We start from the raw sequence: 15,111 nt of genomic DNA on the forward strand, positions 1-15,111 counted from the left end.
GGATTTTAAGGGCTATGACCCGTTGCGTACTCCCATCGTACCGAGGCGCTTTTATTTTTGCAAAGCTGATAATTAACGCTCTACAGGAATGCTAACGTTCTCTATTTCATTTAAACTGAGTATTTCTACTCGTTTATAATCCAGCTCATAAACCAATAATATTTCTCGTGTTCTATCAAATTGCAGTACTTTACCGAAAATAACTTGTCGTTTCCCCCTAGCTTTTACAATTTCTAAACGGAGTAAATTTCCGTCTTTAAAAACCTGACCCAGGTCCGATCCAATCATATGACGTGCTCCTCTGTCTGTATATGCGCTCTCTATCTATCCTTAGGGTATCACAAAGAAAAAATATCGAGAATATGATTAAATGAGACGCTGCTACAGGCCAGCTTTTTAGGATATAAAACGACCGGAGTAAATAAAATAAGAAAATTCCCCCAAACAAGCTCTGTGTCTATAAAAAATTAATTAAGTTGATTGTAATGCGTGTTTGCGTCAGTTATAACCTTTCCATCCTTTACAGTAATCTCCACACAGGTTCTAAATTCATGAGGATCCAATTGTTTATTACTACCTACTAGGATAATATTTTGAGAACCCGCCTTATTATCGTTTGTTCCGAACATCCTAATATGGGTAAAACTTGTACCGAAAGTGCTTTTTATCCCTCCTAATAAATCATCACTTTGATTACCTGCATAGTTGAGAATAACTATTCCATCAGAAGTTAACTTCTTAAGTACCTCTTGCACAAACTCTCTTGTTGTTAAATGAAAAGGGATCGTTAAATCTTGATAAGCGTCAAGGAAAATAAGATCGAAAGATGCATCTCTCTGTTGGCCTAACACCTTACGACCATCTCCAACTATCACATGGTCACCGTTATAACCAAAAAATTGTTTGCTCAGCTCTACAACTTCGGAATCCAACTCGACGCTGATAAGATTTTTATCCTTATAAAATTGGGGGATCGTGCCAATACCATGCCCTATCACAACCCCCCGATCGAAGTCAGGCATATAGTAATCAGCAATTTCAATCATGCTTTTAGTATATTTCAGTAGTGGCTCATCTGGTTGATCCATATCCATGATTCCTTGATAGCTGTTTTTATTAAACTGCATCCCCAAGTAATTCCCTTTCTTCCCGTAGACAGATTCCAGTTTTACAATTGATATAGGGTTATAGATGCTTTCAGTATGGTACATCAAACCTTGATCTTTATTATGGATGGCCATGCCCAAAATAGGAATAAAGCAAACAGGTAAAATTAGAATACTGATTACCATGGAGTTGATACCACCTTTTTTACCGATGAGGAAACTTGAGAGTAAAATCATCACGGAGTAAACACAAATTACGAATGCGACATTAAAATTTGGAATCACCAGAAAGGTAGTACAAAGGGTTCCAAAAATGCTGCCAACTGCAGGTATCTGATGAAGATGACCTATTTTTTTTCCGCTTACACCCTCATTTAAAACAATCTTAGATATTACCGGCACGATCCCGCTTAAGAATATATTTGGGAGGAGTAAGAGAAGTATGGATGCAATTAGTATTCCAATCCCTTGTGGTAACTGGTTCAAAACCGGAAGTACATATGGTGCAAAGAATGGGATTATTGCCATGCTTCCCGCTCCGGCCAAAAGAAATACGGTCAGGATCATTCTGTTCTTATTGGTATCAGCTGCCCTTCCCCCAACCCAATAGCCAATAGTTGAACCAACAAGGAAAATAGATATGATTGATCCCCAAATGTACTGACTACTGCCGAAATATGGGGTAAATATTCGAGAGGCTAGCATCTCCAATCCCATGTAAACAAAAGAAACTAAAAACATAATAGTATAATACCGTTTAATCAAATTGACCTCCTTATAAAAAAAGCACCGAAATAACCCTATCACGGGTTATTTCGGTGCTTCCGATTCAATGTGGATTTCTTTAATTTAAAGCCTATTATACCATGGCTGAGCCTCTTCAAGAAGCTCGTTTGAATCTTGAGAAATATTCTGATAAGATCGAACTAAAGTTGATATTATACAAACCGGAAGCACCGGTCCATTAAGCCATCATGGCTTGTTTGGGCCGGTGAATTTTTTATTTAAAAGGAGTGTTTAGATTGGTCATAAAAGAACAATTCGATGTGGTTTTGGGCCACGATATATTCAGTGAAACCCAGACTGTAATGTTGGAAGAAGATCGCTTCAAACATGAGCTCCTGATCGGGCCTTCAAAACAAGAATTAATCACTTTTGCAGCTTTACCGCGAATCGAACAAGACATAGAAAAGTTGGTGTCTGGTGAACCAGTAGGTATATTCATACTATCAGAAGATCTAGAACTCATGGAGGCTATAGAGGCCATTCTGATAAAGCACAAAGTATCTGAGTCAATGATACACAATCTTACTCCACTATATACCACCCAAATAGCAACTAATCCTTTGGCCTACGCCTCAATCTCGGATGCCATGACTAATGGGGGGATTGTACTCGTGCATCCATCAAAATCGATAGACCCATTCTTCCGATTTCGTTTAGTTGATCATTTTATTTCAGCATTTAGTATGTGTGCATTTAGGCGATCAGCTGATGAAAAACGTATCCCTGTCTTTCTAATGATTGAAACCCCATTAGTTTACAAATCCGATGAAGAACTCCGTAGCCTACTGATGTTGGGGCGTCGATATCGTGTAGGTTTATGCTTAATCGATCATTCATTCACCGAACTTGCTAATGAGGAGATGCTGCTTCGCAATATCCACAACTTTACATCTTTTTATGAAATAAAAAGCTTGGAAGAAAAATGGCTGATGGAGAACCTGCTATGCCTTGAACCAATAGATCTGGATCATGTACAAGCAAGCGATACATCATCATTTTTTAAGTTTTATAGTCCGCTACAAGACTCTCCCTATTTTATTTCTTACAGTAAGACTGTATAACCCCATATACGATGAAGTAATTATTCGAATTAGAGGCTATCTCATTCATGTCGCAGCTAACCAATTAGTTTCTGACGAAAGCTAAGGAGGCCAATGTTTTGGATACATCCGAAAATACATATAAAATAACACATTATTACAGTAGAAATCACGAGAAATACTCAGTATTCGTTCAAACAGAAATTAACCTTCCGCAGTTTATTGATATCCTAGGTGCAATTATCTTTAAATTCGAAGAACTTGTACCAGAACAGGATTGCATGGATGAGCAACATCTGATAAGTATCCTGACGAAATTCTTCAACGTAAAGGATGTTACTAAAAAATGCCAGGGGCACATGAAGTATACACGCATACCATTAGACCAATGGGAAATCACCAACACATTTTTGATTAGTGATAACCCAACCTTTGTGATTACGCAAATTGACTTGTACGAGGTAAGAGAGTTTTGCAATGGAATTGATCTGAATGAAAAAATGGAGAATCTCCTACCTCAATCCAAAGAATTTGAGTTGGAAATACGAAGAGGACATGAGTTTTATTATTCCCGGGTCTCCACTTGATTTTACATAGAGTATGAGGAACAAAAAAAGCGAGTCACCAAAATGGTGCTCGCTTTTTCATTAGCCTTATTCTTCTCTTTTGATTAAGATACATGCCCTTTATGAAACGAAAACTTGCTGCCCCCATCGAATATGTACATTTCCATATTCATCTTTATCTTTGGTCATCAGCATTTCCAGAAGATTAAAATTCACTCCGTACATATCGTAAAGTTCTTCATCATCTTTCTCTTGATTTTTCATAAATAAATTAAGGCGTTCCTTTGCCAAGATTAACCCGAGAAGATTGCTTTCAATACTATTCTCATAAGTAACAAAATGTACTTCTTTATCCTCCTGAGAATCAAATCGAATAAACCTAAAATAATACTGACTCATTGAAGCATCATTCCAGCTAAGTTCGGCGATAATGACTTTATTGATAAAACCAATATTCATACTACTACTCAAGCTCTGTTGTGTTGAAATTAGAATAGCATTAGGATGATTTCTCAGCTCCTTGACCATCTCCTTCCTTTTCCTAACTTTGACCCTATCACCAGTAATGACAAATACAGGTCGATGGGGAAACATAGCTCGGATAGCTTTTTCATAAGCAAATGCTGCTTTTTTATGTCTCACTCCGATAGCCACATAATCTTTATTCCATTTTTTTAGAAGCTGGAATACTGTATCAAACTTTGATGGGAGAGCATTTCCCTCATATTCCTTAAATGTATGAGGAATACTGCAGACTTTAAGCATCAAAGTCAATTGGTTCAGAATCTGCAACATACTGTCCTTCCGATTGTTTCCTGTCCATTCGAAGAGGTATCTCATTTGGTGAAACTCTTCGATGCATTTTAGATACAATTTCCTTTCGGAATCATGAAATTGACATGTGGTTTGAACGATCTCGTAAATTTTTCGTCCCACTACTTCCTCAAAAGTCCGGGTTATAACGGTTTTATCAAGTAAAATTCGCAACTGTTCAGCATTGTAAATATCTTGATTATCTTGGCCAACGCCAAAGACAGTTATCTTCTTTGGAGTATGAGATGCTGAAAATAGTTTATAGCCCTTCATGTATGCTGGAATGGGCTGCATATATCCTGGATTCAAGTGATGTTCAATTTGATCATCCTCTTTTTTGTTACGTGAAAAGATATACTCACATTCGCTTAGCATATTAATACTATTATTATAAAGAAGCTCTAACTGACCAAATCCCTCAACGATCGAATTACGTGTCATGGTCCCACTTAGTAATGTTTTGTACTTCACTTTCCGGAAACAGTTTTTCACAGCTTTCGCACGCTTCGATGATGGGTTAGCTATAATATCAGCCTCATCGAAAATCAAAAGCACTTTCTGTGACTGCATTCGGATGTATTGCTTGATATGCCTTTGATATTTCATCAACATATCAGTTGTCACCAGCACGACCTGGCCATGTCGTATATAAGAAATATCTTTCAAAGAGGAGATTCGAATAAAATCAATCTGACACTCATTAAGCATAACCTCCCACGTATTATAGATGGCAATTGCCGGCCCAACGACAAAGGTGTTCCGGATACGTGTCTGGGATGCCCTGTATAATAAATTCGAGATACCGGAAATCGTCTTTCCTGAACCCTGTCCCCATTGAAGATATCCGTAGCGCTTTTGAAGGATTTTGTTCGTATCTTCCTTTTGTTTTTTGTTCGGGCGAATCTCCCAATCCCATTCAACATTTTTAATGATCAATTTATCAAGAAATTCAGCTATTTCGCGATCTTGCTCCATCTCATCAAATGGTTGGGATTGCTTCATAAATTCCCGCTTCTTTTTCTCCACAAGTTTGATGTAAGTTTGATCTTCAAAAGGATATTCATTTTTCAACATCATTTCGGTAAAAGTCTTAGAGGAATCGTTAAGCCTCGATAAATACTGTCGAGTCTTCTTGGAATAACCTTTTAAGCGCAAACCGTAATTGGTTTTAACTAACCGGATCATATCCTTTTCAGTCTCATGTTGTTTTACTAAGACCTCTCGAAGGGAACCTAACACCTTTGTTTTAGTTAAACGTAGATTCTCCCACTCATCAGCTTTCATTTCCTTAGGCTTCTTCTGGTTGTAGTATTGGTCAATCAGATTTCTACATCTGGCATACTGTTCATTGATTTTAGGATTTCGTTTAATATCAAACAAGTATTTTCTTACCTGTTGCTGAAACTCATTCTCCTTATGATTATTCTGAAGATTCTCAAAAAACAGTTTATGCCTTACCGTATCCTTCTGAATGATAATGGGCTTAATGTATGTCTTATGGATACGTGATGACTCTATCTCATCAAGTGCTGAAAGTGTTTCGTACTGAGTGGAGTAGGGTTTCCCGTCCGGGATCGACTTACTCTTTTTTTGGAACACCATCAACTTGGTCTGAAAGAAATCTACACCAACGGACTTAAAGGATTGAGGCGGCAAAGCTGCTTGATAAACAAAGTTAAAGCGGGAGTTCATCTCAGCTATTATCCCAGAGTCTTTAAAATCATCACTCATGAAACTAAGCGGGACGACCAAAACTAACATGCCTCCTGGCTTTAAGAGCTCGAATGCCTTATAACAGTAAAATAGCTGGCTCGAATAGTCATGGGCCCCTATCTTCCACTTTAAATTGTACGGGGGGTTACCAAAAATCGTATCAAAAGTCACATTGGGATTATAAAATCGAATATCATCAGCAGCTAACTGCGCTGCTGGATATAAATACTTCATTACTTTAAAAGCTTTAATATCGAACTCGTTCCCATAACAGTTCGTCTCAGATGGCATGAAATTAAAAAAATTACCCATACCGGCAGTTAGATCTCCTATAAGATCATGACTCCCGACCCTTATGCAATCTGCAATAAACTTACACAGGTTGTGGGGTGTAAAAAACTGGCCCATTTCGAGTTCTTTTTTTGCTTCAGTATATTTGTAAAAGTTATCAAATTCACTGAACGATAAACCATGCAATCCACCGCTGCCGGTGTATGTATTGTATACATCGTGAGGAGATATATTGTACTGGGCACATAAATTGTTTTCCACTAAATAGAACACCTTCTCATTGATCTCAGCACGCTTAGAAACTGGCACAATGTTATCGTAAATAGGATACTTCATGAAATCCCCCTCCTTAGTTTTAAAAAAACAAGGGATAACAGATAGCTGTCACCCCTCCTCGATTTACTATGTAGTTTGTATTGAATCAAAGTATCCACAATACTCTTTAGCGAATTGCAAAGCTGCTTCTCCGGATCTAAATTCAATATCCACTCGGCAATTCTTAAACAATTTGATTGCCTTTACTTTCGTAAAAGCAATTTCATGCTTTTCAAATAAAGAACTTCCGTTGTCTTCATCTCCCTTTCGGAAGTAATAATTGGTCAACATCCAGTGCGCGTGAGTGTTGCCCGTATCAAAATGAGTCAGCGCATTAAATATAATTAAAGCCTTTTGACGATCCATTGTTATTCCCCATATGTTACTTTCAGTAATAAGAGAGGAATAATTGAATGACAATCGATGCCCTTTTATCTTCACTTTACAACCCTCACGCTCTGCTGTGGCATGAATCATGGCCTCTTTAATTTCATTTACAGCTTTTTCCTTGAAATTGAAGCCTCCTAATTGGATATAGATTTCATCAACAATGGTGATATAATCAATATCCTGATTTTTGTACTTGGCGAATATGCTATCAGCTTCTAATGTCACGTTATATTTTTTTATGAAGTGCGAACATATTTTCCTTACATGTCTTTCTTTAATTTCTTCTATCCGTCCATTGACAAAGCTATGGTCGCTGTATCGTTCGATAAAGCAATACTCCAACTCGCCATCATCTAAGGCATTATCGTGAATCTTTTGCATATGATTTTGAAACGAGTTGAAACATCCCAAGGCTTGACGATAGTGCCGTTCCTGATTCTCGCAAAAGATACGATCTTCTTGATCCAATCGGTTTGTATTTTCCACTTGAACACTATTGATCTTTTCCAATACTTCTAACAATTCCATTTGAGCCATTCTTATCATCCTCCTGAAATTTGGGTTGTGATTAGACCTATTTAGGGCAACAAAAAAACGCCCAACACACAAACCGAAATGAACGCACAAAGTGCGAGTTCAAAAAACAGTCCGCTGTGTTAAGCGTTATTGTTTTACCTTAATACTCTTTTCGCCGCATGGCCAAGAGTGCGCAATTGAATAAGTCTATACCTTTATACTAACATTTCTAAAGATAACCATCAATATGAAGGATTTAGGCTCAATGACGAATGGTATTGTTGCTTAAATTTTGCTCAGCCATTTGAACTAATCTACTGGTTATGGTACCACCGATGGATCCCAAATCTCTTGTCGCCATATTACCGTAGTACCCGTCTGCCGGTAATTGAATTCCTAATTCTTGGGCGATCTCGAATTTCATCTGTTGAAGAGCTCTTTCCGCTTGTGGTACTAATAAATTGTTATTTCGTGCCATGGAATTTTCCTCCTGTGTTTGGTATTTTCTTAAAATTTCCTATACAACAAAAAATTATACAATGACTGATCGATCGATTAATATCCCCTTTCATTTCCATGACCAGAATCCGTTGTTAAGTGTTATCATCGTAATAAGGGGGAATTAAAGTGATACCTAATTTCATCTCTCCGATGTTGCTGGAGAAAACACCATCCCCATTAACATCTTCCAAATATCTAGCAGAACCCAAGATTGATGGTGTCCGAGGACTCTTAATAGGTGATACTAATTACTCTCGGCTCTGGAGCCGGCATCAAACCGATATGACAAACCAGTTTCCGGAGATCTGCAAAAAAATCAATAAAGGACGCTCCATTATTTTGGATGGCGAGGTTGCCTCGTTTAACCCTGACTTGTCTGACTTTGATTTTGATAGCGTGATGGATCGATTTCGTCTTCGTAATGAGTTTAAGATAAAAATCGCTGCAGAGCGTTCCCCAACTACTTTCATTGCCTGGGACATTTTATATTACAATGGTCAAGATCTTCGAGGTCTTCCACTTTATAAACGGAAAGAGATACTAAATGAGGTTTTAATTGATGATGGAGTAATTTCTAAGGTCGCTTCATTGTCAGGGCTCCATGGGGAAAACCTTGCAAAACAGGTTGTGGAGCGGGGCTGGGAGGGTTGTGTTTACAAGGAAGTCGAAAGTTCCTATCAAACAGGTAAGCGATCTAAACAATGGCTTAAATGGCTCAATTACAAAGAGCAAGAAGTTTATGTAACAGGGATCAGAAAGAAAAAATTCGGTTACATGCTAAGTCGTTTTGAGCAAGGTGAATACAAGCCTGCTGGGATCTTAGAATTGGGAACCTCACAACAAATCAGATCAAAAGTTTGGAACATTGCTCGAACTAATATTAATAAGGAAGACTCTTCATATTATTACCTTCTACCAACACCAGTCTTGAGAATTAAAGTTAAATATGTACGGCTAACAAGAAACGGTTTTATGCGGACTCCTTCCTTCTTGAGTTTCTAACTAAATAATTCTTCTGAAGACGACTTTATAATTTTCATCCATGCTAAGATGAAATTATACAAATTGTTCAAGGGGGAACCGCAATTGGACCACAAATCGCTTTTAATTAAAAACATGATTGTTTTCATTCTTGGTGTGATTCTTATCGGTTACCAGGCTTATCGGGACAATAATGAACTCTATTACCTTTTAATCGGGGGTTATATTCTCTTATCGATTTACAAGGCATGGCTTTTTGGAGTGAAATACTATGGAAACTTGTTCTCTGTAATCATGTTTTGGTTCCTTCCATTTGCTCTCGTTTTTGCTATAATTGTATCTCTCATTGTTGGATTCCTAACCTCTGTTCCACATCTCTTGTATCTTGTTTATTCGAGTAGACCAAAGAAGATGAAAACCAATGTACCATCTTTCAAAAATCAGTTTAAAAAAAGAAACAATGTAATACCTTTTCGATCAAAAGCAAGATATTAAAAAGAGCCATCCTACGTATGACGTAGGTGGCTCTCTTTGTTACCCATGGTTTTTAAAGGCATTCATTAATTTTTTAGGATATTCAGATTTTATAGTGGAATTACGGCTTTGCAGTTTCCAAATAATCAATTAAATTTAGATATGCTGTTTTCCCAATTTCTATTTGCTTATAGCAAACAACAGCATGATTTAACCGTGTATTTTCATCTAATTTTTGCTTATAAGGAAATTCCGAAATTTGTTGTAAGTCATTTTTCAAAGGTTCAATAATAGGATAGATTGTCTCTATATCCGATTTTTCAATGGCTTCAATTGCCTCTCTTGCCCACTTTGCTTTTTCGACCCATCGCATAGCAAGTTCTAACCCGTTAAGACGATTCCCAGGGATTGATGAACTGTAAGCAATCAAAGATAACTTATCTTTCAATATTTCCACAATATTAGGCATTTTAATAACCTTCCTTTTCATCAAATTGTATACTACGAAAATGTCATTCAAGTAAGCATTTTGACCTTTAGTGGTATCTTCATAACTTGATCTCATATTTATTCCTCACTAAAATCTCTCAATTTAATATCTTTAAAACTGTATACAAAGACAAACGTTCAATACTCAGATAGCGACACCCAAATGTTCACGTAAGTCTTCCATCATCAAAGTACTACGTTTCTGAATCACTTCTTGATTGCTCGTTTTACTTTGAATGGTCTGTCCAAATTCTGAATCCTTTGAATATTCATCAACTAAGAATCTCTTTGCCCATACCCCAAAGTCACTCGACTTCATTCCGGAAGTCCGTGCAAATGAAACTGCTAAAAACAGTGAAGGAATCACAGACTTCTTTAACCCATCTTTGCAATGTTTCACTTTCCAATCCTCAATAGCTTCTTCCAAGTATTCGCAATTATCTCTGATCTCTTCGATAATATGTCCAGGTATCACATTCTTGCCTATTTCAGCGATAAATGATTTGATATCTTTACCGCTAAAAGACATTTTTCGATTCGTCATTAGAGCCATAATCTGAAACACTATTTTTTCATTCACTTTTCCCATTAAATCGGCTGAAGTGAAATTGATCTTGTTAAAGAATCCAAATTGTGTTATTTCAGATAGAATTGTCAAATTAGTCTCTCCGAGAAGTGCACGAGACTGTTCGTAGTCAGTAAGCGGCTTGGTTTGATTTACTCTGTAGAATATCTCCTCAACATCCTCAAGTGTATATTCCTCATCAAAAATAGTGACTGCGAAATTATACGATTTTAATCTTTGCTGCATATCCTCACTAAGCTCGCTGAACAGTTTCCCAGCTACATTTTCACCATCAACAAGAGGAGTATCTTCTGCTAAACGGAATTGATCATCAAAGTAATGGAACAAGGTAGTTACCCTTTGCTTACAATCAACTGAGTAATATACCCATTTGAATTTTCCTGGTTTGGACTCTCCTAGATGATCACCATTTTTCCAAACAAGTAGATTTGGAACGTAGCCATTTATAAGAAAGGTATGTATTAATAGACTCTTCCATCCTCTGTCCTTTCCTCGAACATAAGCACGTTGAAAATGTAAATCAAAATTGAACTGGTTTCTCATATTGTTAAGAATGTAGGATGTCCATTGAACTGTTGATTTTGGCATTTATTTCACCTCATAAAGTTTTTTTATTCTATGATAATTTTATTACCATAATGAAAGATTAATTCGCTATTATTAATAATTCATATAAAAACCTCCTTAGATTTAGAGAATTCCTCTTGAAAAATAAGAAAACACCAAATCCACGGACGTAATGAATGGCACCTAAAAAAAAGGAGCTTTCGTCTCAAGGAATGGTGTTTACAAGTAAAAAGTGGTATCGCATGATTCCACCCGAATCATCACAAGAATTATATTTTTATTATAGAGTTTTATAAATGGGTTGTAAAGATTTAGGAAATCAATTAAAAGTGAGAGATAGGTTAGACCCTTTACATTTCAGTGACATATAAAGATAGACAACCATGGATCTTATAAAAAATCCTTTTAGAATCGATCGTTAGGCGTGTGCTGATGTATACTAAATCTATACTATTTGAAATTGGTGATCTACAAGATGAACAGAACTAAAGCATCTGAATCAATGAAGCAACTCCGTCAAGAACGAAGAGCAAATGATCAATGCGCTCAGTGTGAACTACATTCTACTACGTATTTATGTGTTTTTTGTAAAGCAAGTAGAGATTTCAGGAAAGAGCTTCGGATCCATTATCGAATGAACAACAATCTCTGTTTGAATTGTGGACGAGCACCACAATTCGAAGAAAGTTTGTGTGAAAAATGTTTTATCAAGAAAAAAGAAAAATACCCCAATCGCCCCATTAGAAAACTAAAAAAATGGAAAATTACTAACCATATACTATACAACTTAATGATGGAGAAATCCTGTTCTACTTCTGATCTTGCCAAACATGTTGGGGTTAGTGAAAGATCGGTATTAAAGTGGATTTTTGAAAATGCAATTCCAAATGAAAATAATGCTAAAGTTGCAGCAGACTTTTTTGGAATGAAACCAGGCCAACTGTTTCCCACTCATTCAACATTTGATTCTGAAGAGACTACTTAGCGGAGTCAGTCCTTTAATTCCCCATATTTTTGTATTTACTAAAAAACAGCTCTCCTCAAATGGAGAGCTGTTCATAATTAGAAAATAACCGTTATTTTGTTGTTTCATGCTCAAAAAAGACAAATTTGAGTAGGTACTTGATTCAATTGGGATAATAGTGAACTCGCAAGTGCCTTACCCATATTGTATTCAACACCATTTCCAATTGCTCGATATTGATGTGATATTGGAATATGGTCAGGAAATATGTAGTCATCCGGAACACTCATGATACGTAGACACTCTCGAACGGTTAGCCTTCGATCAAGTTCAGGATGAAGAAATTCACGACCGTCTTTGGCAATATGCGCAGTCAACGTTGGTGCTGAACCATCCCAGTCCAACCTCCGCATCCCACGAAATTGGTTAGGTCGAGGATTTTGAATAACATCCTGAATACGTTCAGGTGAAGGACTGGTCCAAGTTACAATGTGGTTTGGAAATGAACCACTCTCTATTGGTAAATCTCCAATTACACTTCGAATGGTTTTCGTAAGTGGTACTTCCTTTGGAAATACAAATTCAAAACCAAGATCTCTGCGAATCCCTACAACAATAACTCGTTTCCTATCTTGAGGGGTATTAAATTGATTAGAATTGAGTATCTTGAAGGTTATTTCATAACCTATCTTATTAAAGTAAGTGATTAATCGATCTAGAGTTTTTTTATGCTTTTTCGCAAGACCTATGACATTTTCAAATATGAATGCCAGAGGTTTTTTAGCTCTTATTATGTTAAGATACCTCCAAATCAATTTTCCTCTTTCACCATTCATTCTGTGAGTAATGGTTACAAATGAGACTAGAAATCGATCAAATCTGTCGTTCTAATAGTTACAAACAAGACTTCTTATAATTTCAATTGAGACATTCCGTAATTCCCATGCTTATAACTGAGACTTTCTCAACTCGCCCATAGTTTTTAAGAAATTAGTGTTAAACTGGTTATTGCTATGCCGAATTGTATTCTTGTGTACGAGACTTCATGGTTTAGTATCTATACATAAGGGGCTGAATATATCCAGTTTGATCCCTTTTCTTTTATTGAATTCTTGTCACTATAAATACGAGGACTAGCGGAAAAACAAACAGCAAGGTGATCACAACTCTTTTCAGCCATTTTTTCCATCTATAACTGTCAATCATATTTTCAAATCCAGGCAACTTTCTATCAATGGCCATTTTTTCTATATCAACCTGGTCATGATTATCTGACAAAGTTAATACATCAAAATATTTTTTCTCAAGTTTATGAAACTGATCAATAACTTCCTCTTTTTGAAGTTTATATGCTGTTCGAATTAAATGTTTGAACTCGCTTTCTAAAATATCTAGTTTAATATATGAATCCTTAAATTGAACGGCCCTCTCTCTATAACCTAAAGTTGAGATAAGTAGAGTAACTCCAAATAGCCCAACTGAAGTTATAAGTGTCATAAGTGTGACATACCTAACTGTTTCGCTTTCTGGGTCTAAGAACAATGCCCAAATTGAGAACGTTAACACTGTAAAAGTGTAATAATTGATTAATAAATTTGATATCAAGTGATTAAACTTTAATCTAGCCTCAGCCTCCATTCTGGTTTTCTTTGTTTTCCAGATTCGTTCATCAGCAAAACGCTTTATCTGATCTAAAATATCATCCATTGTTTCCATCCCAATCTACGAAATATTTTGCACATCTTTCTCAAGTTCTTTTACCGAGATGTACACTTTTCTTTTGAATAGTTTGTCTACATCATTATTAGGCATTTTATCAAGTTCTGATCTGTTAATGTTGTATATTGTTTGAAGAATTCTTTTTTTCTCATCTAGGGGAAATTCTTTTGAATTTGGTATGTAAGCTGATTTTCCTCTTTTCATAATAATTTCAAAGTACGCTTTGACGAATCTTTTTATCTGTTTCTGTAAAGCTGGCTTAACTTTGTACACACCACACATTTTATTTACAAACCAATCTAAATGATACAATATTGCGACGTTGTCAATCTGCGAGTAAAAAAACAACCATCCGTACTTATTATCCTCAAGAACAAAACCAGTAATCCGATTGTTTATATCCCACAAAAACTGTTCACTACTTTTATTTTTTTTATACTCCGAAAAAATTTCAATTATTGATGTTTCTAACTTCAAGAGATTGTTTGGTCTAACGCTAAAACCATACTTGTATTCATTTAACTTTTTATAGGCATATCCAAGATAATCAAAACCTTTTGTAAGTAGGCCCTCGTCCTTCTTACTATTTATAGCAAGTTTTAGTTTGTTACATAGTTCATTTTCAATAGACTTAAAGGTTCTTTTCTTATTGCTAGTTTTACAAAGGATCAAAATATCATCTACGTAGCGAAAATACTTAACACCTTTAAAACTGCCGATTCTCTTGTCGACTTCTAATAAATAAATGTTAGCTAAGATATTCGAAATTGAAACACCTTGCGGAACCCCAACTGAAGGCACTTCCGGTTCAACATTTCTCTTTCCTTCCGTAACTGTAGGGTTTATCAAAGCTTTTTCAACCAGAGATAAGACACTTTTATCCTTAATCTTCTTTTGGATTTTCTTAAGGATTATTGGATGGTTAATATTACCGTAAAAATTCTTAATATCTATTTTAATGAAGTAATTGTATTCTCCGGAATTTACTGCATTTTTTATTTCATCGATAATTGTTTGAGTCAATTTCCCCTCAATTTCATCCTTGAAAACTTCAGTAAGTATTTCATTTAGCACGCTAAGTGTAATTTTGTCCCGAATTGTTGGAATAGAAATTACCCTTGGTAGCTTACCCTTCCCCTTAGAAAGAAGCTTTTCCTTAAAATAAGTAAATTTATATGTGCCGTTATGTATTTTATAATTGAGCATTTTGCATAATTCGAAAATTGACGTAAAGACAACAGGATCCAATAAGGATCAAGCTTATATGGTGGCTCCATTCTAAAAATGGACAGAC

General features: G+C 36.1%; 14 protein-coding genes. 4 read left to right on the forward strand and 10 right to left on the reverse strand.

Annotation, left to right across the window (positions count from 1 at the left end; translation table 11 throughout):
* Positions 1-72: 72 nt before the first annotated feature.
* Positions 73-288, reverse strand: coding sequence for a hypothetical protein (locus M2277_RS31215; protein ID WP_063477376.1), 216 nt, complete (start codon positions 286-288; stop codon positions 73-75).
* A gap of 179 nt (positions 289-467) precedes the next feature.
* Positions 468-1,871, reverse strand: coding sequence for a fused MFS/spermidine synthase (locus tag M2277_RS31220; protein WP_082834220.1), 1,404 nt, complete (start codon positions 1,869-1,871; stop codon positions 468-470).
* A gap of 257 nt (positions 1,872-2,128) precedes the next feature.
* Here M2277_RS31220 and M2277_RS31225 point away from each other — a divergent pair, with 257 nt between their 5' ends.
* Both M2277_RS31225 and M2277_RS31230 read left to right on the forward strand, forming a co-directional pair.
* Positions 2,129-2,953: a hypothetical protein gene (locus tag M2277_RS31225; protein ID WP_063477377.1), complete on the forward strand. Its 825-nt coding sequence runs from the start codon at positions 2,129-2,131 to the stop codon at positions 2,951-2,953.
* A 98-nt stretch (positions 2,954-3,051) separates the two neighbouring features.
* Complete coding sequence (locus tag M2277_RS31230; protein ID WP_063477378.1) at positions 3,052-3,519, forward strand: hypothetical protein; 468 nt, start codon at positions 3,052-3,054, stop codon at positions 3,517-3,519.
* Positions 3,520-3,618: 99 nt separating this feature from the next.
* On the opposite strand, the gene M2277_RS31235 is transcribed toward M2277_RS31230, so the two are convergent.
* The 3 genes from M2277_RS31235 to M2277_RS31245 all read right to left on the reverse strand — a co-directional run bounded on the left by M2277_RS31235 (position 3,619) and on the right by M2277_RS31245 (position 8,014).
* Positions 3,619-6,651: a DEAD/DEAH box helicase family protein gene (locus M2277_RS31235; RefSeq protein WP_063477379.1), complete on the reverse strand. Its 3,033-nt coding sequence runs from the start codon at positions 6,649-6,651 to the stop codon at positions 3,619-3,621.
* Positions 6,652-6,717: 66 nt separating this feature from the next.
* Complete coding sequence (locus M2277_RS31240) at positions 6,718-7,557, reverse strand: hypothetical protein (protein WP_063477380.1); 840 nt, start codon at positions 7,555-7,557, stop codon at positions 6,718-6,720.
* Between the two features lie 241 nt (positions 7,558-7,798).
* Positions 7,799-8,014, reverse strand: coding sequence for an alpha/beta-type small acid-soluble spore protein (locus tag M2277_RS31245; RefSeq protein ID WP_063477381.1), 216 nt, complete (start codon positions 8,012-8,014; stop codon positions 7,799-7,801).
* Between the two features lie 149 nt (positions 8,015-8,163).
* Here M2277_RS31245 and M2277_RS31250 point away from each other — a divergent pair, with 149 nt between their 5' ends.
* Positions 8,164-9,039, forward strand: coding sequence for an ATP-dependent DNA ligase (locus M2277_RS31250; protein ID WP_082834221.1), 876 nt, complete (start codon positions 8,164-8,166; stop codon positions 9,037-9,039).
* 574 nt (positions 9,040-9,613) lie between these two features.
* Here the strand turns inward: M2277_RS31250 and M2277_RS31255 are convergent.
* Positions 9,614-10,057, reverse strand: a complete 444-nt coding sequence (locus M2277_RS31255; RefSeq protein WP_063477383.1) for a hypothetical protein — start codon at positions 10,055-10,057, stop codon at positions 9,614-9,616.
* Positions 10,058-10,126: 69 nt separating this feature from the next.
* Entirely contained in the window at positions 10,127-11,155 is a 1,029-nt protein-coding gene (locus tag M2277_RS31260; RefSeq protein ID WP_063477384.1) for a DUF262 domain-containing protein, read from the reverse strand.
* A gap of 454 nt (positions 11,156-11,609) precedes the next feature.
* Between M2277_RS31260 and M2277_RS31265 the strand changes: the two genes are divergently transcribed.
* A complete protein-coding gene (locus M2277_RS31265; RefSeq protein WP_063477385.1) occupies positions 11,610-12,119 on the forward strand; it encodes a helix-turn-helix domain-containing protein in 510 nt (169 codons plus the stop codon).
* Between the two features lie 110 nt (positions 12,120-12,229).
* Here M2277_RS31265 and M2277_RS31270 read toward each other — a convergent pair whose 3' ends face one another.
* From M2277_RS31270 to M2277_RS31280, 3 genes are all read right to left on the reverse strand, one after another.
* The gene (locus M2277_RS31270; RefSeq protein WP_256719866.1) at positions 12,230-12,946 is read right to left on the reverse strand and encodes a DNA cytosine methyltransferase; all 717 of its coding nucleotides are present in this window, start codon (positions 12,944-12,946) and stop codon (positions 12,230-12,232) included.
* A 253-nt stretch (positions 12,947-13,199) separates the two neighbouring features.
* The gene (locus M2277_RS31275; RefSeq protein ID WP_036638612.1) at positions 13,200-13,805 is read right to left on the reverse strand and encodes an SLATT domain-containing protein; all 606 of its coding nucleotides are present in this window, start codon (positions 13,803-13,805) and stop codon (positions 13,200-13,202) included.
* A 15-nt stretch (positions 13,806-13,820) separates the two neighbouring features.
* The gene (locus M2277_RS31280; RefSeq protein ID WP_156515013.1) at positions 13,821-15,023 is read right to left on the reverse strand and encodes a reverse transcriptase/maturase family protein; all 1,203 of its coding nucleotides are present in this window, start codon (positions 15,021-15,023) and stop codon (positions 13,821-13,823) included.
* Between the last annotated feature and the right edge of the window lie 88 nt (positions 15,024-15,111).

Source organism: Paenibacillus sp. LBL, assembly GCF_029893715.1.
In the GTDB taxonomy this organism is placed as follows: Bacteria; Bacillota; Bacilli; order Paenibacillales; family Paenibacillaceae; genus Paenibacillus_AQ; species Paenibacillus_AQ glucanolyticus.